Raw genomic sequence first — 22,274 nt, forward strand, 5'->3', positions numbered from 1 at the left:
GCAGCCGCCGCCCCGAGCATCGCCACCGCGAGCACGGTGAAGCCGATCGTGTAGCCCGCCTCGGACGGCAGGCCCTGCGCGCCCACGTGGGCGGTCACGATGCCGGCCATGACCGCGGAGCCGAGCGAGCCGCCGATCGTGCGGATGTTGGCGTTCATCCCGCTGGCGACGCCGGTCTGCTCGGCCGGCACGGCCGAGATCACCACGCCGGCGATGCTCGAGAACGCCAGGCCGGAGCCGACGCCCTGCACGGTCGTGGTCAGGAACAGCTGCCACGCCTGGTCGTGCCACAGCGCGAAGCCGCCGTAGGCCGCGGCCATGACGAGCGTGCCGCTGGCGATGACGGCGCGGGCGCCGTACCTCCGGATCAGCGGAGCGGTGCAGAACCCGACCAGGAAGCTCGCGACGGCCGAGGGCAGCAGCAGGTAGCCCGACTCGCTGATGGTCGCGCCGAACCCGTAGCCCGACGACTCGGGCGTCTGAAGGAACTGGGGGAGGAACGCGAACGAGGCGTACATGCCGAAGCCGACGAAGGCCGCGACCGCATTGGCCGACCACACGCCGCGCACGCGCATCATCCGCATGTCGATCATCGGCACCGGCACCCGCGTCTCGACCGCGACCCAGGCCGCGGCGACCACCGCGGCGGTGACCAGGAGCGCCAGGACGCGCGGCGACGTCCAGCCCCACTGGTTGCCCTTGCTGAGGGCGAGCAGGAGCGCGGCGAGCCAGATGGCGAGCAGCACGGCGGGCCCGACGGGCAGTCGCGACGCGGTGCGCACCGGCGACTCGGGCACGAAGGCGAGGGTGGCGAGCGCGGCGGCCGCCGTCACGACCGCGGGCAGCCAGAACAGGCCGTCGAAGCCGAGGTGATCGACGACCGGGCCCGCCAGGACGATGCCGAACCCGAACCCGACGGCGGTCAGCGACGCGAGCACGCTCAGCGCGGTCGTCATCCGCTCGTGGAACTCGTCGCGGGCGATCCCGAAGGCCAGGGGCAGCACACCGCCGCCGATGCCCTGCACGACGCGCGCGACGATCAGCCAGCCGATGCTCGGCGCGAGCACCGCGACCACGGACCCCGCCGACAGCACCGCCAGCGTGATCACGAGCATCCGGGTCTTCCCGACGACGTCGCCGATCCGGCCGATCAGCGGCGTCGCGATCGACGCCGACAGCAGGTAGCCGGTCAGCACCCACGTCACCGTCGCCTGGTCCGTGTGGAACTCGCGCTCGATCTGCGCGAGCACCGGCACGATCAGCGACTGCAGCAGCGCGAAGGCGGAGACGGACACCGCCAGCACCGCGAACGTGATCGCTGAGCGGCTGCGGGTGTCCATGGGGCCAGGCTTCCTGAATCGGTTGATGATGACAACTAATATTCTCGCGCCGAGTCTAGAGGGGGTCGACTAGGTTTGCGCCCGTGGCCGACGCAGTGACGACGAGAGGACCGGGGCGCGACCAGCGTGGCCCGATGGAGCGGCTCGTCCGCATCGCCGCGGTGCTGCACGCCCGCGGGAAGGCGGGCATGTCCGGCGAGCAGCTCGTCGAGGTGGCGGGCTTCACCGGCGAGGACGCCTCCGACCAGCTCGCCCGCGAGATCCGCCACCTGCGCAAGCAGGGCTGGCAGATCGACAACGTCGCCGGTCCCGGCCAGGGTGCGCACTTCCGGATGGCCACGGTCGACAACCGGCTCACGCTCCAGCTGACCCAGCCGCAGCAGCGCGCCCTCCAGCAGGCCGTGCTGCTCGCCGACCGCGGCGACCTCGTCCGGCGCCTCGGGCTGCCCGAGACCTCCAAGCCCGATGACGTGGCGCCGCTCCTGGAGGTGGCCGCGCGCGACGACGCGCTAGACGCCGTGGTGCGCGCGACCTCGCTGCGCTCGCTGCTCCGGTTCCACTACAAGGGCTCGGCCCGGGTCGTGCACCCGGTATCGGTCAGCGCCCAGTACGGCCGGTGGTACCTCCGCGGGCGCGAGGACGGTGCCGACGGCGTCGTCAAGGCGTTCGTGGTGTCGCGCATGTCCGACGTCCACGCCGACGCGCCCGGCACCGCCGAGACTCCCGCGCCCGTGCGCCATCCCGGCCTCCACCCGATGAGCTGGGAGATCGACCCGCCCGTCGACGTCGAGCTCCGCACCACCGCCGACTACGTGCCCGACGTGCAGCGCTGGCTCGGCGACCCGGCGTCGGTCGAGGAGCAGGGGGACCACGTCGTGCTGCGCTACCTGGTCACCCACCGGGCGGCGTTCCGCACCCGCCTCTACGACCTCGGCACCCGGGTCACGCTGCTCGGCCCCGACGAGGTGCGGCGCGAGGTCATCGCCGAGCTGCGCGAGCTCGCCGGGCACGGGAGCGGTGCCTGATGTCGACGCCCAGGTACGTCGCTCGCGTCGCCCGCCTGCCGCGTGTGCTCGAGCGGCTGATCGCCGAGCCCGACGGCATCCCGCTGGCCACGCTCGCCGCCGAGCTCGACGTGCCCGTCGACGAGCTGCGGGTCGACCTGATGGCTTACTACACCGCCGACGTCGACTCCGACCTGCTGATGGGCCTCACCCGGCCGGAGGTGCTGGAGTTCCTCGGCCCCGACGGCGACACCGTCGACCCCAACCAGGCCGACATCGTGCGCATCAGCGAGGGCCGCCCGCTCGACGAGCTCGGGGTGCAGTACGTCGACGCGTCCGAGCTCGCACTGGTCTACACCGCCGCGCGGGCGCTGCTCGACATCGAGCCCGACAACGACGACCTCGCGGAGGCGCTCGCGGTGCTCACCGCGACCATGGGCGTACCGCTCGCGGACGGCGCGGCCGGCGTACCCGACATCCCGCGGTGGAACCGGCCGCTCGGTCCGCTCCAGCAGGCGCAGGCCGCCCGCCGGCGGGTGCGGATCAGCTATTCGCGGGCGTGGCGGCCGGGCGCGGGGGAGCGGGTCATCGAGCCCTACCGGCTGGTCCAGACGCGCCGCGGCTGGGAGGTCGACGCCGGGCCGATCGACGACCAGGGCCAGATGCGCACCTACCTGCTCTCCAACATCCGCGACGCCGAGGTGCTCGACGACACCTTCGAGCTGCCCGACGACCTCGCCGGCCGGCTCGCGAAGCAGCGCGAGCGCGCCGTGGTCGACGTGGTGCTGCCGCACTCCGGGCGCTGGGCGGCCGACATGTACGCCGAGGACGTCGAGGTGCTCCAGGCCGACGAGGAGGTCGTGAAGCTGCGGCTCGGCCTCCTGCCGCCGTTGGAGCAGCGGGTCGGCATGCTGCTGCTCGCCGCGGGGCCGGAGGCCTTCGTCGTGGACCCGCCCGCGCTCGACTCCGCGGGCGCGGTGCTGGCCGAGGAGCTGCTGACCCATCACTCGCTCCAGGTTTGACTGTCGGCGGGCCGGGTTAGGGTGCGCTTCGTGACCCTCGGACATCGCCATATCGCCGCCCTCGTCTCTGCTCTCACCCTCTGCCTCGTCGCCGCCGTGCTCGGCGCCGCAGGCCCACCCTCGGCCCAGGCCGACCCCGATCCGGGGCTGCCGCGGCTCGCCGCCGGCACCGGGTCCGACGTCTCCGTCAGCGCTGCGGTGCTGCGGGCGGCCCAGGTCGGTGACGCGTTCACGCTCGACCTCCCCGGCGGCGCCGCGACCGCGGTGGTCGGCTATCGGGACGAGCAGCCGCAGTTCACGGGCTTCTCGGGCGAGATCGGTGACCGCGGCTGGTTCTACGCCGTCGTCGGCCCCGACGGCAGCGTGCGGATCGACGTCGACCTTCCCGACGGCGTCTACACGATCGATGGCGGCAACGACGGCAGCGACGACTACGTCGGCCGCATGCAGCCCACCGTCCCCCACGAGGAGGTCGACGACTCCGTCACGCCGCCGGTCCAGGCTCCGGTGACCACCGGTCCCGCCACCGACGCGGGTGCCGCCGGACGCACGCGCTGGATCAAGGTCCTGATGGTCTACACGCCGAAGGCCCAGGACCTCGTGGGCGGCCGGAAGAAGATCAAGATGCTGGCCCGGGCCGGCATCAACCAGGCCAACACTGCCTTCAAGAACTCCCGCATCAACGCGCGGTTCGTGCTCGTCGGCATCAAGAACGCCCGGTCCAAGGAGGCCTCGCTCCTCAAGAACCTGAAGTCGCTCTGGAAGCGTGACGGGCGGTTCGACCGGGTGCCGCGCTGGCGCAACCGTGCGCGCGCCGACCTGGTGCAGATGATCTCGTGGAAGGCCGACCCGAACGGCGCCTGTGGCTACGGCTACCTCCGGCCGCCGTCCCGCTACGCCTACTCGATCACGACCGCGAGGTGCGCGCTCGGCGCCAAGGGCACCGCCCACGAGCTCGGCCACAACCTCGGCGCCGACCACGACGCGGCAGCGGGCTTCAAGCCGACCTCGAAGCTGCCGGCCCGGGGCTACGTCAACCTCAGCCGCCGCTGGATCACCGTCATGGCGTACTGGACCAAGTGCACCAACGCCGGCGTCTACTGCCGCAAGATCCCCTACTTCTCCAACCCGAAGGTGAAGCTCAAGGGAGCTCGCACGGGCCGGTTCGGCAAGGCCGACAACCACGTGGTCATCAACCGGCGGGCCGACGAGGTGCAGCGCTTCCGCAAGTGATCAGGCCGGCTGCCGCGGCGCTCGCGGCGGTGCTGCTGCTCTCGTCGTGCGACGGCGCGGAGCCGGCACCGCCGCCCGCGTCGTCGCCGCCGAGTGCCGAACGGCCGCCGGTGTTCCTGGCCTCCGACGTCCCCGACGGGTCGAGCGGGAGCCTGGTCGCCGTGGCCGACGGCGAGGTGGTGGCCTGCGAGGGCTGGGGCGAGAGCGACCGCGAGGCGGGCACGCCGAGCGGCTGCGACACCATCTACGACATCGGCTCGGTGAGCAAGCAGTTCACCGCCGCGGCGGTGGTCAAGCTCCAGATGCAGGGGCTGCTGAGCGTCACCGACACCCTCGGCGACTTCTTCGCCGACGTGCCGGCGGACAAGCGTGGAGTGACCGTCCGCCAGCTGCTGACCCACACGGCCGGCCTGGTGGAGTCACTGGGCGACGACTACGAGCCTCTCGACCGCGAGGAGATGATCTCGGCCGCGCTGGCCGCCGACCTGGTGACACGGCCGGGTGCGCGCTACCGCTACTCCAACGTCGGCTACAGCCTGCTCGCCGCGATCGTCGAGGAGGCCTCCGGCAAGGACTACGAGGCATACCTGGCCGAGGAGCTGTTCGGGCCCGCCGGGATGTCGCAGACGGGCTACGTACTGCCTGACTGGGACCAGACCGACGTCGCGGTGGAGTACGACGCCCGCAACCGCGCGCAGGGGCGCCCCTACGACCATCCCTGGGCCGACGACGGTCCGTACTGGAACCTCCGCGGCAACGGAGGGCTGCTCTCCACCGCCCACGACATGGGCCGGTGGCTCCTGGCGCTGGAGGGCGACGACGTGCTCGACGAGCGCGCGAAGGCCGAGCTGTTCCACCCTCGGGTGCTGGAGCAGCCGGGCGGTGAGACGCGCTACGCCTACGGATGGGTGGTCGCCGACACGCCCCTGGGGCCGGTCACCTGGCACAACGGGGGCAACGGGTGGTCCTACGCCGAGCTCACCCGGCTGCCGGACAGCGGGGCGGGGCTGTTCTGGGTCACCAACCAGTCCCGCAGCTCAAAGGACGGCTGGAGCCTCGAGCGACTCCGCCCGTCGCTGACCGAGACAGTGGCAGCCCGGCTCGTCGAGGACTGACGCGCACCTGTCAGCGGTGCGCGCCCTCGTAGCGCCGGCCGCGGTCGAGCCGGTCGGCCTCCTCCAGTCGCGCCGCCTGCGCGAGGCGCTCGCGGTCGAGGCGGTCGCGCTGCTCCTTGGCCACCGCGCCGAGCCGGTCGGCCTCGGCCTGGGCCTGCTCCGCCTCCGCCTCGAGGCGCCGGACGTCGGCGTCCTTGGCATCGAGCCGGGACGTGTTCCGAGCAGCGTCCGTCCGGATCGCCTGGGCGTGCTGACGGTCGAGGTCGCGCTTCTTCTTCATGGCCGCGGTCACCACCAGGGCGACGACCACGAGGGCGACGACGATCGCCGCAGCGAGCAGCAGCCAACCGGTGTTGTCGGCCGCGAACTCTCGGATGTTGTCGAGGAACTCGTTCATGGCGTCTTCCTCCTTCACCCGGGCTGTAACCACGTGTCCGGAGGGCTATACGCGCGCCGGGTGGCGCCGGGCGTGTCGCAAGCGCAGGCTCAGCCCGCCTCGCCGAGCGCCTTCTCGTCGCCCAGGCGCGCCCGTTGCGCGGCCCGATCGCCCTCGTGGGCGGCGGTCGGCGCCGAGTCCATGGCCGACCGGCGGTCGCCCGACCAGGTGCCGCGGATGTTGTTGCGGCGGAGCGCGTCGGCGAAGTAGTCGTGCACGTCGAGCTCCTTCTGCCGCAGGGCGATCGCGGTCGAGCCGGACCCCGACGGACCACGCTGACCGGTCGGACCGGACGCCGTGGACTCCTCGCCCTGCACGGCGGCGGCCACCGCTGCGTCGCGCGCCTCCTGCAGCCGCTCGCCGATGCGGATCCCGTAGGCCTCGTAGAAGGCGAGTCGGGCGGTGATCGTGGCGACCGGGCGCTCGACGTACTTGCGGGCCTTGCGGTCCCACGCGACCGTGGTGTCGCGGTCGGGGGAGGCGAGGTAGCGCTCGCAGTCGGAGACCATCTGCACGAGGAGCGACTCGTAGAGCGCGCGGGTGACGGCGATGTCGGTGGCGAAGCCGTACATCGTCACTGCGGTGGAGTCGCTGTTGATCGTGCACCGCAGGTCGTTGGCGTGGGCGATGTTGACGAGCAGGCGCACGTAGCGCGCCAGCCCGCGCTTGCCCCGCTCGCCGATGCGGTAGTGCTCGGACACCGGCTGGTCGCGGCGCTCCTGCCGGGCGGTGTGGGCGCGCGCGACGGCGAGCGCGACGGAGTGGCGCGTGGCCAGGCTCTGCGCCCGGGCGAGGAACGCGTCGCGCTCGTGCTCGTTGCGGGTGCCCTCGGCCTGCCGCAGCAGCTTGGCGATCTTGGCGAGGGTGTCGTCGGTGGCGCGGTGGTCGAGCTGCTCGAGGCCCTCGCGCGCGTAGGCGAGGTGGAGCAGGTCGGCGGTCACGGGCTGGCCGATGTCCTCCAGCAGCCGGAGGTGGGTGGTGCGGAACGCGGCGCCGTGGTCGCGCTCGCCGCACAGGTGGTGGGCGATCTCGTGGAGCACCACCAAGCCGCGCAGCGCCCACTGGCCGCCGACCTCGAACGGCGGCACCGCGATGGTCAGCGTGTCGGGCTCGTAGTGGGCCTGGGTGCGGCCGTTGCGCGGTCGCACGGACACGTCCAGCTGCTCGCGGCTGTCGTAGGCCTTCCCGTGCTCGCGCAGGTGGCCGAGCACCTTCGCGACGTACGACGCCGCGGCCTCCGGGTCGGTGAAGCGCGGCTCGACCTCCGGCGCGTAGGTCTCGCCGTCGATCGTGACCGTCGGCCGGTCGGGGTCGGTCGCGTCGAGCCAGGCGAGCAGCTGGTCCTCGGCGGCGTAGACCGCCCGCTGGTCGGGATCCCTCATGGCCACGAGTCTGCCCGCCCGGGCCGACAGGACGGGGAGGTCATCCACAGGGCACGGGGCCGACGGCCGCGAAAACGACGAGAGGGCCTCCCGTGGGAGACCCTCTCGACCCTGTACACCCCCTCGGACTCGAACCGAGAACCCGCTGATTAAGAGTCAGCTGCTCTGCCAATTGAGCTAGGGGTGCTAGCGCCGGGCGCGAGGAGAAACATTAGCAGCGGCAGGACGACTCGGCGAAATCGAGGGTCACTCCTGCTACCTCGACTCCAGGACCGCCTGGGCCGCGTTGTGGCCCGCGATCCCGGAGACCGCGCCACCCCGGCGCGCGCCGGAGCCGCAGAGCAGCACGCTCTCGATCTCGGTCTGCACGCCCCACCGCTCGGCCGGCGTCTCCAGCCGGGTCCGCTTGGTCACCCAGGGCCAGTCCAGGTCGCCGTGGAAGATGTGGCCGCCGGGCATCGCGACGTCGGCCTCGATGTCCTGCGGGATCTTCGCCTCGATGCACGGGTTGCCGTCCGCGTCGCGCGCCAGGCAGTCCTCGATCGGGTCGACCAGGTGGGCGTCGAGGGAGGCCAGCGCGCGGCGTACGGCCTCCGCCTTCGTGGCCTCGGGGTCGTCGGCGAAGAGCCGCGCCGGCGTGTGCAGGCCGAAGTAGGTCAGCGTGTGCCGGCCCTCCGGGGCGCCCTTGCCGAGGATCGACGGGTCCGTCAGCGTGTGGCAGTAGACCTCGCCGGGCAGCGGATCGGGCAGCTTCCCCGAGGCCGCGGCGACGTAGGCCGCCTCGAGCGTGGAGTAGTCCTCGGCGAGGTGCAGGGTGCCCGCGAACGCCACTGCCGGGTCGACCCCGGACCTGAGCCGGGGGAGCCGGTCGAGCAGCAGGTTGATCTTGAGCTGCGCTCCTTCGGGCTTGGCCTCGGCGTCCTCGGGCTCGCCGAGCAGGATGTGCAGGACCCAGGGCGCGACGTTGGCCAGGACGTGCCGGGCGCGTACGGCGCGCTCGTCCTGCCCGTCGTGCCAGACCACCTCGGCGCCGTCCTCCGCGGTGGCGCCGGGCCGGATCGCGCTGACGCCGGCTCCGGTGACGATCTCCGCGCCGGCCTTCGTCGCCGCCCGGTGGAGGGCGTCGGTGACCGCGCCCATGCCGCCCACGGGCACCCGCCACTCGCCGGTGCCGTTGCCGATGAGGTGGTAGAGGAAGCAGCGGTTCTGCACCAGGGTCGGGTCGTGCAGGGACGCGAACGTGCCGATCAGCGCATCGGTCGCGACGATGCCGCGCACCGTGTCGTCGGCGAAGCGCCGCTCGATCACCTCGCCGATCGGCCGCTCCACCACGTCGTCCCAGATGTGGCGGGGCACCTGGGCGCGGATGTCCGGCGTCCGCGGCAGCGGCTCCAGCAAGGTCGGCGCGACCGCCCGGGCGAGCGCGCCCAGGTCGTTGTAGAAGTCGCGCCACGACCGGTAGTCCTGGGGCGAGCCCGTCAGCTCCTCGAACGACTTCCTGGTCTCCTCGCCCTCCGCCCGCTCGACCAGGAGTCCGCCGGGCTTCCCGTCACGCAGCACCGGGGTGTAGGACGCGGTCGTCCGGCTCTCGAGCCGCAGGTCCAGGCCGAGGTCGGCGACGATCCGGTCGGGCATCAGCGAGACCAGGTAGGAGTAGCGCGAGAGCCGCGCCGACGTGCCCGCGAAGGGCTCGGTCGAGATCGCGGCGCCGCCCACGTGGGGGAGTCGCTCGAGCACCAGCACCGACAGTCCGGCTCGCGCCAGGTAGGCGGCGGCGGTCAGTCCGTTGTGCCCGGCACCGACGACGACGGCGTCGTACTCGTTCCTCGAGGTCACACCCCGACCCTAGACCGCCGTGGGGTCGGTAGTGTCCCGCGGCATGGCGAGCCTCTACCGCGATGCGTACGGCGTCCCGCACCTGCGCGCCGAGTCGGTCGCCGCGCTCGCGCGGCTCCAGGGCGAGGTCACCGCGCGCGACCGCACCTGGCAGGTCGAGTGGCTGCGGCGCCGCGCCACGGGCACCACGGCGGAGGTGCTCGGCGCGGCCGGGCTCTCGTGGGACCGCTTCTCGCGCCGGATGCGCACCGTCGAGACCGCGCAGCGCGCGCACGCCACGTGCGGCGACGAGACGCGGGCGTTCCTGGCGGCGTACGTCGACGGGCTCAACGCCGGTCTCGAGACGGTCGACCCGGCCGACGTGCCCGAGCTCGCCGACCTCGGCGTCGGCGCGCGCGCGTGGGAGCCGTGGATGCCGCTGGCGACGTTCCTCGCCCAGCACCTGCTCTTCGCCAACATCGGCGGCCTGCTCTGGAAGGCGCTCGCCGACGACGTGCTCGGCGCCGACGCGCGCTTCCTCTCCAGCGAGGAGCCGACGGCGTCGGGGAGCAACGCGTGGGCGGCCGGTGGCGCCCGCACCGCCAGCGGCTTCCCGCTCATCGGCGGCGACCCGCACCGCAACATCGAGCAGCCCGGCGTCTACCAGCAGGTGCGGCTCGCGTGCGAGGACCCGGACGACCCGTTCGACGTGGTCGGCTTCTCGTTCGTCGGCGTGCCCGGGGTCCAGCACTTCGCCCATGCCGGCGAGGTCGCGTGGGCGATCACCAACGCGTGCGCCGACTACCAGGACGTCCGTCCGGAGCCGGCTCCCGTGGTCGTCGACTCCCGCACCGAGACGATCGCCGTGCGCGACGGCGAGGCGGTCGAGGTCGCGGTCGACCGCACCGCGTGGGGCCTGGTCTTCCAGGACGGCTGGTCGGTCCGCACGTCGTCGTGGGAGCTGGGCGACCTCGGCTTCGACGCGCTCCTCCCGCTCCTGCGCGCCCGCACCGTCGACGACGTCGACGCCGCGCTCGACCGGTGGGTGGAGCCGGTCAACAACGCGGTGATCGCCGACCGAGCGGGGCAGGTGCGCTACCGGATCGCCGGCCGGGTCCCGGTCCGGGACGAGGCAGGGGAGTGGACCGGCTGGCTCGCGGAGCCCAACCGCGCCGAGGTGCCCGCCGACGGCACCGTCGTGACGGCCAACGAGCGGCGCGGCCCCGAGAGCGAGCGCATCGGCTCGGTGTTCGCCGCGCCCTGGCGCGCGGCGCGGATCCGTGCCCTGCTCGACGGCGCCGACGGTCTCGACACCGAGGCGTTCGTCCGGATCCACAACGACACGCTGCTCCAGACCGTGCCCGTCGTGACGGCGCTGGTGCCGGGTGCGTTCGACGGCTGGGACGGCCGGATGGACGCCGACTCCGGCGACGCCGCGCGCTACGCCGCCTTCCGGTCCGCGCTCGTACGGCGGATCGCCGCCGCGCCGGTGTTCGAGAAGCTGGCGGAGCACTCCCACGAGGACGTGCTGGCGCCGTGGCTCGACGCGACCTACCGGATCGGCACGTCGCTGCCGCGGCTCGCCAACGAGGCGGTGGCCGGCACCGCGCCGTTCGGGCTCGATCTGTTCGCGCTCGCCCGCGAGGCGCTGGCCGAGGTCGACGCGGGCACCGTGCCGGAGACCTGGGGAGACACTCACGTCGTGGAGCCGATCCACGCGCTCGGCCGCGACGACGTGCCGGCGCTGCCGGTGTCGGGTGACGCCGACTGTGTGCGGTGCTGCATCTCCTACGCAGCGATCACCGACGCGTGCAGCCGCGGCTCGGTCGCGCGCTACGTCTGGGACCTCGCCGATCGCGAGGCCGGTGGATGGGTGGTGCCCACCGGGGCCTCCGGGCTCCCGCACGACCTGCACCACCACGACCAGCTCGCGCTCTGGGCGGCGGGCGAGCTGGCACCGATCGTGACCGACTGGTCGCGGCTCACGCCGGGGTGATCCGCTTGGCGAAGAAGTGCGTCGCGTGCGGGTCGCTGCCCGGGTAGCGCTCGACGGCCTCGTAGCCGGCCCGCTCGTACATCCCGATCGCCTCGGACAGCACGCCGTTGGTGTCGAGGACGATCCGCGCCGCGCCGCGCGCCGCGGCCATCGCCTCCAGGTGCCGCAGCATCCGCCCGCCGAGCCCGGCGCCCCGCCACCCCGGGTGCACCCACATCCGTTTGAGCTCCACGGCGTCGTCGCCGACGCCCGGCGCGGGGCGCAGCCCGCCGTACGCCACCGGCTCGCCGTCGCTGGTCGCGAGGACGTACGTCGACCCCGGCTCGGCCGCGACCGGTCCGTCGTGGCGGTAGCCGCCCGGGAAGCGGCTGCCGATCTCGTCCAGGTAGCGCCCGAGCGCCGCGCGGCCGAGCGGGTCGTCGGGCGGCACCTCGCGCAGCTCGACGGTGGCCGCGCGGACCAGCACGTCGGCGGTGGCGAGGGCCTCGGCCAGCCGGTCCCGCTGCCGTGAGGTGAGCGGCTCCACCAGCCGGGCGGCGAGCTCGTCGGAGCGGCGGTCGAGCTCGGCACGCTCGGCCAGGCCGGCGTCGGTGAGCCGTACGATCCGGCGCCGGTTGTCGTCGGGGTCGGGCAGGGTCTCGACGAGTCCCTCGCGCTCGAGGCGGCGCAGCATGCGCGAGACGTACGCCGAGTCCAGGCCCAGGCGGCTCCGGAGGTCGCGCACCGTCGTGCCGCCGTCGACGGCCCCGACCTCGAACAGCAGGCGGGAGACCGCGAGCGGGCGACCGGTGCCGAGGAAGGACTCGTCGAGCACGCCGATCCGCTGGGTGTAGGTGCGGTTGAAGCGCCGGAGCACCTCGGTCGTGGTCATTCTCTGACTATAGTCAGAGAATCCAAGATCGTCGCGGTATTGTCGTCGGCATGCGGAAGGACGTCGCCGGCGTCGCCGCACTGGCCGCGGCGGCGCTCCTGCTGCGCGTCCCGTCGCTGCGCTCGCCGCTTTCCGACGACGAGGGCGGGTTCCTCGTCGTCGCGGCGCAGTGGCGGCCGGGCACCTCGCTCTACGGCGACTACTGGGTCGACCGGCCGCCGCTGCTGATCGCCGTGTTCGAGCTCGCCGACCGGCTGGGAGGTGCTGTCGCGCTGCGGGCGATCGGCGGACTGGCGGTCGTGGCTGCGGTGCTGCTCGCCGCCCGGCTCGGGCGACTGGTCGCACCGCGGGCGAGGCACGCGCCGGTGCTCGCCGCCGCGGTCGCGGCGATCTTCCTCAGCACGCCGCTCTTCTCGGCCGGCCTGGTGAAGGGTGAGCTGCTGGCCGTGCCGCCGGTGCTGCTCGGGACCGTCGCGCTGCTGTCGGGCCTGGCCGCGCCGACGCCGGCATCGGCAGCGCGGTGGTGGCTGCTCGCGGGTGCCGCCGGCGCGGTGGCGGTCGGGCTGAAGCAGAGCACCGTCGACGTGTTCCTGGCCGCCGTGATGGCGGCGGTCGTGCTGGCCCGGCTCGGCCGGTGGCGCCGTGCCGGCCTGCTGTTGGGCTGCGTCGCCGCCGCGGGTCTCGCGGTGACGGCCGCGTCGGTCGCCTGGGCCGCGAGCCGGGGCACCGACCCCGTCGCGCTCTGGCACGCCGTCGTCACATTCCGCGCCGACGCGGCGGCAGTCATCTCGGAGGCGGCGCCGACGGTGAACGACGGGCGCGCCGCCGGGCTGGTGCTGGCGTTCGCAGGCAGCGGCGCGCTGGGGCTGCTGGTGGCGACGAGCCGCGGCCGCCGTACGTCGGAGCCGGACGCCGCCGATCCGCCGGCGTTCCGCGCGATCACCCTCACCGTGGTCGTGTGGGAGCTGGTCGCCGTCGCGCTGGGCGGGAGCTACTGGCTGCACTACCTGGTGGCGACCGTGCCCGGCCTGGTCCTGCTGGCGGCCGTCGCCGCCCGCGAACGGACACGGCTGCGGCTCCTCGTCGGAGTCGTCGCGTACGGCGCCGCCGCGACCGTCCTGGCGAACGTCGCGACCGCGGTTCCGGCCGGCGTCACGTCGCCATCGGCGGAGGACGAGGTGGCCGTCGCGGCGTACCTCCGTGAGTCCGCGCGCCCCGGCGACACGGGAGTGGTCGCCTTCGGCTCGCCCTGGATCCTGCGCGAGGCCGGCCTGGAGAGCCCCTACCCGCTGCTGTGGAGCCTGCCCGTGCGGGTCCTCGACCCGGGCCTCGTCAGGTTCGAGCGGCTGCTCCGGAGCGGCGACCGCCCGACCTGGGTCGTCGTCGAGGGGGAGAGTGTCGACTCCTGGGGCCTCGAGCCGGCGGGCGCGGACCGGGTGCTGGGGCGCCGCTATCAGCTCGAGCACGTCGTGGGCGACTGGCGCGTATATCGCGCCGGGAAGCGCTGAGGCCGGATCCCGAGGGATCCGGCCTCAACGTCCGTCTGGGGTGAGCGACGGGGCTTGAACCCGCGACCCTCGCGACCACAACGCGATGCTCTACCAGCTGAGCTACGCCCACCATGAACCCGTCACGCACGGGGCGTTCGGGCCGGAAGGAAGTGTAGACGTATCAGTGGCCGGCCGCAGAATCGGTGTCGGCGCTCAGTCCGGTGATGGAGCCGCCGTGGCGCGCGGCCGCCTCCTTGGCCGCGTCGGACGCCGGGCCGGGCAGCGGCACGAAGATCGTGTCGCGGTAGTAGCGCAGCTCCTCGATGCTCTCCTGGATGTCAGCGAGCGCCCGGTGGTTGCCCCGCTTGGTCGGCGCACTGAAGTAGGCGCGGGGGTACCAGCGGCGCGCGAGCTCCTTGATCGAGGACACGTCGACGATGCGGTAGTGCAGGAACGCATCGAGCTCGGGCATGTCGCGGGCGAGGAACCCGCGGTCGGTGGCGACGGTGTTGCCCGCCAGCGGCGGCCGGCTCTCGGCCCCGCAGTGCTCGCGGATGTAGGCCATCACCTGCTGCTCGGCCTCCTCGAGCGTCACGCCGTCGGCGAGCTCGTCGAGCAGGCCGGAGTTCTCGTGCATGGTGCGGACGAACTCGATCATCTGGTCGAGCGACTCGGCGGGCGGCTTGATGATGATGTCGACGCCCTCGCCCAGCACGTTGAGGTCGAAGTCGGTCACCAGCGCTGCGACCTCGATCAGGGCGTCGTTGACCAGGTCGAGGCCGGTCATCTCACAGTCGATCCACACCAGGCGTTCACTCACGAGACGGCACCCTACGCGTCCCGGTGGTGGGGAGCGGCGGCTCTCAGGTGCTGCTCAGGAGCATGCCCTAGCGTGAGGGCCGTGCGGAGGGAGTCGGTGCTGGCCTGGGGTGGCCTCGTCGCCCGGCTCGTCACCGGCGGGGTCTGGCTGTTCGCGGGCCTGCTCAAGGTCACCGAGCCGGACGCGAGCATCGCTGCCGTGCGCGCCTACGAACTGCTGCCGTCGTGGGCGGTCGAGCCCGTGGGGCTCGCGCTGCCCGCCGTCGAGATCGCGGTCGGCCTGGCCCTGGTGCTGGGGGTGCTCACCCGCGGCGCCGCCGCGCTCTCGGCGCTCCTGTTCGTCGCGTTCATCGTCGGCATCGCGTCGGTGTGGGCGCGCGGCATGGAGATCGACTGCGGCTGCTTCGGAGGTGGCGGGGCCGAGCCCGGCGCCACGTCGGACTACCCGTGGGAGATCGCGCGCGACGCCTTACTCCTGCTGCTGTCCCTGTTCGTTGTCGTGGTGCGGCGTACCAGGCTGTCCCTCGACACCGTGTTGTTTCCAGAACGGAGTTCCACCGATGGCTGAGAAGCCGATATCCAAGGCCGAGGCGCGCGCCGCCAAGGCCGCCGAGATGCGCGCGGCGCAGCAGAAGCGCGAGCGCAACCGGCGCCTCCTGACCATCGGCGGCGTGCTGCTGGTGATCGTCGCGATCGTCGTGGGGTCGGTGGTGATCTCCCAGCTGTCCGACGACCCGGCGACCGCGGGCGACTCCGAGTACGGCGTCGCGATCGGCCCCGAGGACGCTCCGCACGAGATCGTGATCTACGAGGACTTCCTCTGCCCGTTCTGCGGGGAGCTCGAGCGGGAGAGCGCCAAGGAGCTCGCGCGACTCGCGGAGGAGGGCAAGGTGCGGGTCGAGTACCGACCCTTCGAGCTGCTGTCGCAGATCGGCGACTACTCGATGCGCGCCACCAACGCGTTCGCTGTCGTGCTCGAGGAGGAGGGCGAGGAGGTCGCCAAGGCGTACCACGACCTGCTCTTCGAGAACCAGCCACCGGAGGACCCCGACCAGTTCCTCAGCGACGACGAGCTCGTCGACCTGGCCGTCGAAGCGGGCGCCGACGAGGACGCCGTCCGGGGCGGGATCGAGGGCCTCGAGCAGGAAGACTGGGTCGACGACGCGACCGCCGCCGCCAAGGAGGCCGGCGTCAGCGGGACCCCGACGGTGGTGCTCGACGGCGACGAGGTCCAGGGTTTCTCCAGCATCGACGACCTCGTGAACCAGCTGGTCGAGGCGGTCCAGTGAGCGCGCCCGCCGATCTGGCCACGTTCATCCAGGGCCTGCCCAAGGCCGAGCTGCACGTCCACCACGTCGGCTCCGCGTCGCCGCGGATGGTGAGCGAGCTCGCCTCCCGGCACCCGGGCACCGTGCCCTCGGACCTGGACGAGCTGCGGAAGTTCTTCGAGTTCCGCGACTTCGCGCACTTCATCGAGGTCTACCTCGCCGTCGTCGCGCTGGTGAAGACGCCGGAGGACATCCGCTACCTCACCTACGAGATCGCGCGCGAGCAGGCCGAGGCCCAGTCGGTGCGCTACGTCGAGCTCACCTGCACGCCGTACACCTCCGTGCTCCCGCACGGCCTCCCCGACGACCCCGACCACCGCGGGATGGCGATCGAGGCCTACAGCGAGGCGATCGAGGACGCGCGCGTCGCAGCCGAGCGCGACTTCGGGATCGTGATGCGCTGGATCTACGACATCCCCGGCGAGTTCGGGCTGCCGGCCGCCGAGGAGACGCTGCGCTTCGCGCTCGACCACCCCACCGACGGCCTCGTCGCCTTCGGTCTCGGCGGACCCGAGGTGGGCGTGCCGCGGCCGCAGTTCAAGCCGCACTTCGACGCGGCGCGCGCGGCCGGCCTGCACTCGGTGCCGCACGCCGGCGAGACCACTGGGCCGGACACGATCTGGTCGGCGCTGCGCGACCTCGGGGCGGAGCGCATCGGCCACGGCACCTCGGCCGCCGAGGACCCTGAGCTGCTCGCGCACCTCGCCGAGACGGGCGTCGCACTCGAGGTGTGCCCGTCGTCGAACGTCGCAACGAAGGCGGTCGCGCGCATGGAGGAGCACCCGCTGCCGGTGTTCGTCGAGGCCGGCGTCACCGTGACGATCAACTCCGACGACCCGCCGATGTTCGGGACCACGCTCAACAAGGAGTACGGCGTCGCCGCCGACCTGCTGGGGCTCGACACCGACGGCGTCGCGGAGCTGGCGCGGGCCGGGGTGCGGGCGTCGTGGGCGCCGGAGGACGTGAAGGCGCGGGTGCTCGGGGAGATCGACGCCTACGTGGCGCCCGCCGCTGGTTGAGGTGCGAGGCCGCTCGCGGCCGAGCCTCGAAATCCGTTGGCCGAGCGGACTCATACCCCGCTCGGCCACCCTGTTTGTAACCGCTCGGCGGGGCGCCAACCGGGAGGCGCGCCGTACGGTTGGCGCCGCGGCCTACCGTGCACTCATGGGGAACATCGTCGTCACCGGGGCATCCACCGGCATCGGGCGGGCCACGGTCGCCCGCCTCGTCGATGCCGGGCACACGGTCTTCGCAGGGGTGCGCAAGCAGTCCGACGCGGACGACCTCGCCGCGGAGGTCCGCGGCGTCGTACCGCTGCTGCTCGACGTCACCGACGTCGACCAGGTGGTCGCGGCGCGGGCGACGGTGGACGAGGCGGTCGGGACGGCAGGGCTGCACGGGCTCGTCAACAACGCCGGCATCGCGGTCGGCGGGCCGCTCGAGGGCGTGCCGCTCGACGAGATCCGGCGCCAGCTCGAGGTCAACGTGACCGCCCAGGTCGGCATGACCCAGGCCTTCCTCCCGCTGGTACGGCGCGCCACCGGGCGGGTCGTGTTCACGGGCTCGGCGAGCGGCCGGGCCGGCATCGCCCTGATGGGCCCCTACACGGCGTCGAAGTACGCGATCGAGGGCCTCGCCGAGTCATGGCGGGCCGAGCTCGCGCCGTGGGGGATCAAGGTGGTGGTCGTCGAGCCCGGCCCGATCAAGACGCCGATCTGGGACAAGGCGCACGGCGAGATGGACGCCATCGCCGACTCGCTCTCGCCCGAGGCCCGCGAGCTCTACGCGGATCACCTCGCGAAGATCCCGAAGTTCGTCCGCCGCCAGAAGCTCACCGCGGTCTCTGCCAAGCGGGTGGCGAGGGTGATGGAGAAGGCCCTCTTCAGCCCGCGCCCCCGGGCGCGCTACCTGGTCGGCCCCCAGGCGAACGGGCTCGGCGTGATGGCGCGGGTGTTCCCCGACTCCGCCAAGGCGGCGGTCGTCGGGGTCACGACCGGTGCGCGGATGCCCAAGCGCTGACTCGTCTCTGGCGCCCCCGGCAGGAGTCGAACCCGCAACCAGCTGGGTAGAAACCAGATGCTCTATCCATTGAGCTACGGAGGCAGGCGTTCATTATCGCATCGGCCGGCGGACCGCCTGGTGTCGATGTACGGTCCAGCATGCTCACCCGCCGTCGCCTCGCGGCCTTCGTCGTACTCCTCCTCGTTGGTTCAGGCGTGCTCGTGGGCTCTGCCGCGATCGGCGTCGCAACGAAGGAGCGCAACCCGGCCACCGTGCAGCGCGTGGCCCAGTTCTATCCGGTGGGCCCGAGCGCCGAGTACCACGGTGACTCCGGGTCGCTGGGCGGTCCCGATCCGCTGGTCTGGCGGTCGCCAGGAGAGGGTGATCGGGCCGCCGTGATCGAGGTGTCGTTCCAGTACCGGACCAAGGGTGAGGGGCCGTTCGTGGTCTCCGCCGGCATCGGCTACGAGGACGGCACCGAGAACGGCTACGACGCGGTCGTGCGCCCCGGTGAGCTGAGGCTGGCGCCCGCGCCCGACGGTGCCTCGGCGACGGTCCGCTTCTTCGCGCCCTCGGTTGCCGGCGATCGGACGCACGAGACCCATGTCGGTGTCAACTCGGTCTTCCCGGGCCGCGGCACGAATCTCGTGGCCACGCGCAAGATGCTGGTCACCATCGAACTGACCCCGTAGGGCGCGCCTGGCCTGGCCCCGCGGGGGCGCACCTGTGGATAGCGGTCACGCGTCGTGAGTGAAGCGCTCACGATGAGGGCATGGATCCGCAGATCTCGGAGTTGGCACGGGTGCAGGCCGGCTTGGTGGCGCGCCGCCAGCTCACGGCGCTCGGGTTCGATTGGGACCGGGTTGCTCGGCAGGTCAGGGCGGAGCGCTGGGCCGAGCGGACGCCTCGAGTGGTCTCGACGTTCACAGGGGAGCTCAACCGCGTGCAGCGTGCCTGGCTCGGCGTGCTCCATGCGGGTCCCCGAAGCGTGCTGGGCGGGCTGACGGCGGGTGAGCGTCACGGGCTGAAGGGTTGGCAGCGCGACGAGGTCACGGTGCTCGTCGACGACGAGCTCAGTTTCGAGCCCGTGCCCGGCGTCAGGTTCTTCCGGTCACGACGACCGTTCGAGATCCTTCGAGATGCCAAGCCCGGCATCCCGTCGGCCAGCCTCGAGCATGCACTGCTCCTGTGGGCGGGATACGACGCGACGATGCGCGCCGGGTACGGCGTGATCGCGGCCGCCGTACAGCAACGACTGTCGACCGCCGCCCGCTTCCTCGCCGCCGCTGACCAGCTGAAGCCGCTCAGGCGGAGCAGGGACTTCCGTCGACTCCTCGCCGACATCGATGGCGGTGTCCACTCGGGCGCTGAGCGCGATGTGGCCTGGATGTGCCGCGAGTACGAGCTCCCGCCGCCCGTTCGGCAGGTCTCCCGGGTCGATACCGACGGCCGCCGTCGGTGGACCGACTGCGAGTGGACACTGGCGGACGGCTCGACCCTGGTGTTGGAGGTCGATGGCTCGTTCCACATGGAGGTGCTCCAGTGGACGGCCGACCTCCGCCGTGATCGCCGGCTCACCCGGCCCGATCGCACCGTTGTGCGGTGCTCCGCCTACGAGCTGCGCCACGAGCCCGGCGAGGTCGCGCGTGACCTCATCGCTCTCGGTATCCGTCAGGACGGTCTCGCGGCCTGAGCGACGTCGGGTCGTGTGCCCCAGGACTCGCCTGGGCGGGGTGTCGAGCACACGAGTCTCTGCCGGTGGCCCGGATCGGGGGCCTCAGGCACACGACCGAGCCTTGAACGCGGTCTCGGGCACACGACTCCATCGCCGGCGCGGTCTCGGGCACACGACTGCCAATCCCTGCCAAACTGGAACACGTTCTACTAGCCTCCTCGCATGCAACCCCTCCCCGAGATCGGCTGCTACGGCCTCGCCGGCCACACCAGCTCACCGCGTGAGCTCCTCGACGAGGTGCGGCGGGCCGAGGACCTGGGCATCGGCTCGGTGTTCCTCTCCGAGCGGTTCAACGTCAAGGACGCCGCCGTCCTCGCGGGCGCCGCGGGGGCGGCGACCGAACGGCTCGGGATCGCTACGGCCGCCACCAACCACAACACGCGTCATCCGCTGGTCACCGCGACGATGGCGGCCTCGCTGCACCGGCTGACCGGCGGCCGCTACGCGCTCGGCCTCGGCCGCGGGTTCGACCTGCTCTTCGACGTGATGGGCGTGCCGCGGGTGACCGGTGCGCAGATGGCCGACGCGATCTCGATCTACCGACGATTGTGGGCCGGAGAGGCGTTCGCCCACTCGGGCCCGGCGGGCGACTATCCCTACCTGTCCCAGGACGCGGGCTTCGACGAGAAGATCCCCGTGCTGATGATGGCGATCGGCGACCGCAGCCTCGACCTGGCGGGCCGGGTGGCCGACGGCGTTGTGCTCCACACGTTCCTCACCGACGAGACCCTCGCCCGCGCGGTCGGCCGAATCCGGAGCGCCGCCGAGACGGCGGGCCGCGACCCGGCCTCCGTCCGCGTCTGGTCGGTCCTCGCGACGGTCGAGGAGTCGGTCCCCGAGGAGCAGCGGCTCCGCAAGCTGGTGGGCCGGCTGGCGACGTACCTCCAGGGGTACGGCGAGGTGCTCGTGCGCGCCAACGGCTGGGACCCCGCGGTCCTCCAGGCGTTCCGCGACCACCCGCTGGTGCAGGGCTATCCCGGCGCGTTCGACGCCATCGGCACCACCGAGGAGCTTGGCCGACTCCGCGACGAGGTGTTCCCCGAGGAGTGGCTCGCCGCCGCCGCGACGGGCTCCGCCGAGCGGTGCGCGCGCCGCGTGCAGGACCAGTACGACGCCGGCGCCGACTCCGTGGTGCTCCACGGCGCGACTCCGGCCGAGCTCGCGCCCGTGGTCGACGCCTGGCGCGGCCTCCGCGACCCGCAGGCGTTCGCCGGACTGCCGACGAATCCCGGCTGGGCGGGGCGCTAGCCGCGCAGGCGGCCCATCCACTCCTCGACGTCGTCGGCCGACCGGGGGAGGGCTGCCGACAGGTTGCGGATCCCGTCAGCGGTGACCACCACGTCGTCCTCGATGCGGATGCCGATGCCGCGCAGCTCCTCCGGGACGAGCAGGTCGTCCTCCTGGAAGTACAGGCCCGGCTCGACGGTGAGCACCATCCCCTCGGCCAGGGTGCCCTCGCGGTAGGACTCCGGTGCGGCCCGGCCGCAGTCGTGCACGTCCATGCCGAGCATGTGGCTGGTGCCGTGGAGCGTCCACCGCGCGTAGACCTTGGAGTCGGGGGAGAGGGCCTCGTCGACCGGCACCGGCAGCAGGCCGAGGTCGTCGAGGCCGTGCGCGAGCACCTCCATCGCGGCGTCGTGACCGGCGAGGAACGGCGCACCGGGCGCGAGCGCCGCCATGGCGGCGGTCTGCGCGTCGTAGACGAGCGTGTAGAGGTCGCGCTGCAGCTGGGTGAACGTGCCCGAGACGGGCAGCGTCCGGGTCACGTCGGCGGTGTAGAGGTTGTGGCCCTCGACGCCCATGTCGAGCAGCACCAGCTCGCCCGGGGTGATCGGCCCGGTGTTGTCGATCCAGTGCAGCGTCGTCGCGTGGGAGCCGCCGGCGACGATCGAGTCGTAGCCGAGGTCGTTGCCCATCGTCCGCGCCCGGCGGAAGAACGTGCCCTCGAGCCAGCGCTCGCCGTGCTCGAGCACCCGGTCCCACTCCTGGACGGAGTCCTCGAAGCCGAGCGTGGTCGCGTCGCACGCCGCCTGGAGCTCGGCGAGCTCCCACTCGTCCTTGACCAGGCGCATCTCGGAGACGACCCGGGCGAGCTCGGTGTCGCGGGTCTCGTCCTCGGGCAGCAGCCGGTCGACGGCCGCGGAGACGCCGCGGTGCACCCGGGTCTTGGTGCCGGCCCCGAGGACGCCCTCGAGCTCGTCGACGTGCCGCACGGTCAGGCCGAGGGAGGCGGAGAGCTCCTCGAGCGACGGACGACGCCCGGCCCACAGGGCGCCGTACTGACGGTCGCGGAAGAACTCGTCGCTGTCGCGGCCGGCGCGCGGGCGGGCGTAGAGGACCGCCTCGCCGTCGGGCTCGATCACCAGCGTCGCGTCGGTGGTCTGGTTGCCGGAGAAGTAGGTGTGGGCGGTGTCGGAGCGGAACCGGTAGTCGGTGTCGGCCGCGCGGACCTTGAACCCGCCGCCGGGCAGCACCAGCCGCTCGCCGGGGAACAGGGACGCCAGCCGGGCGCGTCGCTCGGCGGCCCACGGCGCGATCGCGTGGCGAGGGGTCTCCCGCGGCCGGTCGTCCCACCCGGTGCGCATGAAGGCCGTGTAGGCCTCCGGCGCCGCCGGATCGTGCACCTCGGTCTTGGGTACTGCCTGGCCGGTGGTCGTGTCGCCTGCGTCACTCACCCGCCCACTCTA

19 protein-coding genes, 3 tRNA genes and 1 pseudogene are annotated in these 22,274 nt (G+C 72.8%); 13 read left to right on the forward strand and 10 right to left on the reverse strand.

Features of this window, described 5'->3' with window-relative positions:
* Positions 1-8: 8 nt before the first annotated feature.
* A pseudogene (locus HNR19_RS22595) lies at positions 9-1,340 on the reverse strand (MFS transporter); the annotation flags it as partial.
* An 83-nt stretch (positions 1,341-1,423) separates the two neighbouring features.
* Between HNR19_RS22595 and HNR19_RS05650 the strand changes: the two are divergent.
* From HNR19_RS05650 to HNR19_RS05665, 4 genes are read left to right on the forward strand one after another with little or no spacing between them, the layout of a single operon-like run.
* Positions 1,424-2,365: a WYL domain-containing protein gene (locus HNR19_RS05650; RefSeq protein WP_179667012.1), complete on the forward strand. Its 942-nt coding sequence runs from the start codon at positions 1,424-1,426 to the stop codon at positions 2,363-2,365.
* Complete coding sequence (locus tag HNR19_RS05655; RefSeq protein ID WP_179667013.1) at positions 2,365-3,366, forward strand: helix-turn-helix transcriptional regulator; 1,002 nt, start codon at positions 2,365-2,367, stop codon at positions 3,364-3,366. Before HNR19_RS05650 ends, HNR19_RS05655 begins: the two co-directional genes overlap by 1 nt.
* Positions 3,367-3,396: 30 nt before the next feature.
* Complete coding sequence (locus tag HNR19_RS22600; protein WP_179667014.1) at positions 3,397-4,599, forward strand: M12 family metallo-peptidase; 1,203 nt, start codon at positions 3,397-3,399, stop codon at positions 4,597-4,599.
* Positions 4,596-5,714, forward strand: a complete 1,119-nt coding sequence (locus tag HNR19_RS05665; protein WP_218910161.1) for a serine hydrolase — start codon at positions 4,596-4,598, stop codon at positions 5,712-5,714. Before HNR19_RS22600 ends, HNR19_RS05665 begins: the two co-directional genes overlap by 4 nt.
* 10 nt (positions 5,715-5,724) lie before the next feature.
* Here HNR19_RS05665 and HNR19_RS05670 read toward each other — a convergent pair whose 3' ends face one another.
* The 4 genes from HNR19_RS05670 to HNR19_RS05685 form a co-directional block, all read right to left on the reverse strand.
* A complete protein-coding gene (locus tag HNR19_RS05670) occupies positions 5,725-6,111 on the reverse strand; it encodes a hypothetical protein (RefSeq protein WP_179667015.1) in 387 nt (128 codons plus the stop codon).
* An 89-nt stretch (positions 6,112-6,200) separates the two neighbouring features.
* Entirely contained in the window at positions 6,201-7,532 is a 1,332-nt protein-coding gene (locus HNR19_RS05675; protein WP_179667016.1) for a TIGR04338 family metallohydrolase, read from the reverse strand.
* A gap of 114 nt (positions 7,533-7,646) precedes the next feature.
* Positions 7,647-7,719 (reverse strand) — tRNA-Lys (locus tag HNR19_RS05680).
* Positions 7,720-7,787: 68 nt separating this feature from the next.
* Positions 7,788-9,368 carry an FAD-dependent oxidoreductase gene (locus tag HNR19_RS05685; protein WP_179667017.1) on the reverse strand — a complete coding sequence of 527 codons (1,581 nt, stop codon included), beginning with the start codon at positions 9,366-9,368 and terminating at the stop codon, positions 7,788-7,790.
* 43 nt (positions 9,369-9,411) lie between these two features.
* Here HNR19_RS05685 and HNR19_RS05690 point away from each other — a divergent pair, with 43 nt between their 5' ends.
* Positions 9,412-11,343: a penicillin acylase family protein gene (locus HNR19_RS05690; RefSeq protein ID WP_179667018.1), complete on the forward strand. Its 1,932-nt coding sequence runs from the start codon at positions 9,412-9,414 to the stop codon at positions 11,341-11,343.
* Here the strand turns inward: HNR19_RS05690 and HNR19_RS05695 are convergent.
* Positions 11,330-12,214 carry a bifunctional helix-turn-helix transcriptional regulator/GNAT family N-acetyltransferase gene (locus HNR19_RS05695; RefSeq protein WP_179667019.1) on the reverse strand — a complete coding sequence of 295 codons (885 nt, stop codon included), beginning with the start codon at positions 12,212-12,214 and terminating at the stop codon, positions 11,330-11,332. The genes HNR19_RS05690 and HNR19_RS05695 overlap by 14 nt on opposite strands.
* A 50-nt stretch (positions 12,215-12,264) precedes the next feature.
* Here HNR19_RS05695 and HNR19_RS05700 point away from each other — a divergent pair, with 50 nt between their 5' ends.
* Entirely contained in the window at positions 12,265-13,722 is a 1,458-nt protein-coding gene (locus tag HNR19_RS05700; RefSeq protein WP_179667020.1) for a hypothetical protein, read from the forward strand.
* Positions 13,723-13,758: 36 nt separating this feature from the next.
* Here the strand turns inward: HNR19_RS05700 and HNR19_RS05705 are convergent.
* Together HNR19_RS05705 and orn are read right to left on the reverse strand one after the other, a co-directional pair.
* Positions 13,759-13,834 (reverse strand) — tRNA-His (locus HNR19_RS05705).
* A gap of 51 nt (positions 13,835-13,885) precedes the next feature.
* On the reverse strand, positions 13,886-14,524 hold the full coding sequence (gene orn / locus HNR19_RS05710) for an oligoribonuclease (protein WP_179667021.1): 639 nt from the start codon (positions 14,522-14,524) through the stop codon (positions 13,886-13,888).
* Positions 14,525-14,605: 81 nt separating this feature from the next.
* On the opposite strand from orn, the gene HNR19_RS05715 reads away from it, so the two are divergent.
* The 4 genes from HNR19_RS05715 (at position 14,606) to HNR19_RS05730 (ending at position 17,870) form a co-directional block, all read left to right on the forward strand.
* On the forward strand, positions 14,606-15,091 hold the full coding sequence (locus HNR19_RS05715; RefSeq protein WP_179667022.1) for a MauE/DoxX family redox-associated membrane protein: 486 nt from the start codon (positions 14,606-14,608) through the stop codon (positions 15,089-15,091).
* A complete protein-coding gene (locus HNR19_RS05720; protein ID WP_179667023.1) occupies positions 15,084-15,812 on the forward strand; it encodes a DsbA family protein in 729 nt (242 codons plus the stop codon). The genes HNR19_RS05715 and HNR19_RS05720 overlap by 8 nt, the downstream gene beginning before the upstream one ends.
* The gene (locus HNR19_RS05725; RefSeq protein ID WP_343047068.1) at positions 15,809-16,870 is read left to right on the forward strand and encodes an adenosine deaminase; all 1,062 of its coding nucleotides are present in this window, start codon (positions 15,809-15,811) and stop codon (positions 16,868-16,870) included. The genes HNR19_RS05720 and HNR19_RS05725 overlap by 4 nt, the downstream gene beginning before the upstream one ends.
* A gap of 145 nt (positions 16,871-17,015) precedes the next feature.
* On the forward strand, positions 17,016-17,870 hold the full coding sequence (locus HNR19_RS05730) for an SDR family oxidoreductase (RefSeq protein ID WP_179667024.1): 855 nt from the start codon (positions 17,016-17,018) through the stop codon (positions 17,868-17,870).
* Positions 17,871-17,878: 8 nt separating this feature from the next.
* Here HNR19_RS05730 and HNR19_RS05735 read toward each other — a convergent pair.
* Positions 17,879-17,954, reverse strand: a tRNA-Arg gene (locus HNR19_RS05735).
* Positions 17,955-18,010: 56 nt separating this feature from the next.
* Here HNR19_RS05735 and HNR19_RS05740 point away from each other — a divergent pair.
* From HNR19_RS05740 to HNR19_RS05750, 3 genes are all read left to right on the forward strand, one after another.
* A complete protein-coding gene (locus HNR19_RS05740) occupies positions 18,011-18,544 on the forward strand; it encodes a hypothetical protein (protein ID WP_179667025.1) in 534 nt (177 codons plus the stop codon).
* A gap of 80 nt (positions 18,545-18,624) precedes the next feature.
* Positions 18,625-19,545, forward strand: coding sequence for a hypothetical protein (locus tag HNR19_RS05745; protein WP_179667026.1), 921 nt, complete (start codon positions 18,625-18,627; stop codon positions 19,543-19,545).
* A 204-nt stretch (positions 19,546-19,749) separates the two neighbouring features.
* Positions 19,750-20,835, forward strand: a complete 1,086-nt coding sequence (locus HNR19_RS05750; protein ID WP_179667027.1) for a TIGR03857 family LLM class F420-dependent oxidoreductase — start codon at positions 19,750-19,752, stop codon at positions 20,833-20,835.
* On the opposite strand, the gene HNR19_RS05755 is transcribed toward HNR19_RS05750, so the two are convergent.
* Positions 20,832-22,262, reverse strand: a complete 1,431-nt coding sequence (locus tag HNR19_RS05755) for an aminopeptidase P family protein (protein WP_343047069.1) — start codon at positions 22,260-22,262, stop codon at positions 20,832-20,834. The genes HNR19_RS05750 and HNR19_RS05755 overlap by 4 nt on opposite strands.
* Positions 22,263-22,274 lie beyond the last annotated feature (12 nt).

This window comes from Nocardioides thalensis (genome assembly GCF_013410655.1).
GTDB lineage: Bacteria > Actinomycetota > Actinomycetes > Propionibacteriales > Nocardioidaceae > Nocardioides > Nocardioides thalensis.

Excerpts from the sequence above, each read along its gene's own strand:
- HNR19_RS05700 (WP_179667020.1), top strand. The coding sequence starts at position 12,265 with ATGCGGAAGGACGTCGCCGGCGTCGCCGCACTGGCCGCGGCGGCGCTC.
- HNR19_RS05730 (WP_179667024.1), top strand. The coding sequence starts at position 17,016 with ATGGGGAACATCGTCGTCACCGGGGCATCCACCGGCATCGGGCGGGCC.
- HNR19_RS05750 (WP_179667027.1), top strand. The coding sequence starts at position 19,750 with ATGCAACCCCTCCCCGAGATCGGCTGCTACGGCCTCGCCGGCCACACC.
- HNR19_RS05690 (WP_179667018.1), top strand. The coding sequence starts at position 9,412 with ATGGCGAGCCTCTACCGCGATGCGTACGGCGTCCCGCACCTGCGCGCC.
- HNR19_RS05655 (WP_179667013.1), top strand. The coding sequence starts at position 2,365 with ATGTCGACGCCCAGGTACGTCGCTCGCGTCGCCCGCCTGCCGCGTGTG.
- HNR19_RS05695 (WP_179667019.1), bottom strand. The coding sequence starts at position 12,214 with ATGACCACGACCGAGGTGCTCCGGCGCTTCAACCGCACCTACACCCAG.
- HNR19_RS05745 (WP_179667026.1), top strand. The coding sequence starts at position 18,625 with ATGGATCCGCAGATCTCGGAGTTGGCACGGGTGCAGGCCGGCTTGGTG.
- HNR19_RS05675 (WP_179667016.1), bottom strand. The coding sequence starts at position 7,532 with ATGAGGGATCCCGACCAGCGGGCGGTCTACGCCGCCGAGGACCAGCTG.
- HNR19_RS05740 (WP_179667025.1), top strand. The coding sequence starts at position 18,011 with ATGCTCACCCGCCGTCGCCTCGCGGCCTTCGTCGTACTCCTCCTCGTT.
- HNR19_RS05720 (WP_179667023.1), top strand. The coding sequence starts at position 15,084 with ATGGCTGAGAAGCCGATATCCAAGGCCGAGGCGCGCGCCGCCAAGGCC.
- HNR19_RS05670 (WP_179667015.1), bottom strand. The coding sequence starts at position 6,111 with ATGAACGAGTTCCTCGACAACATCCGAGAGTTCGCGGCCGACAACACC.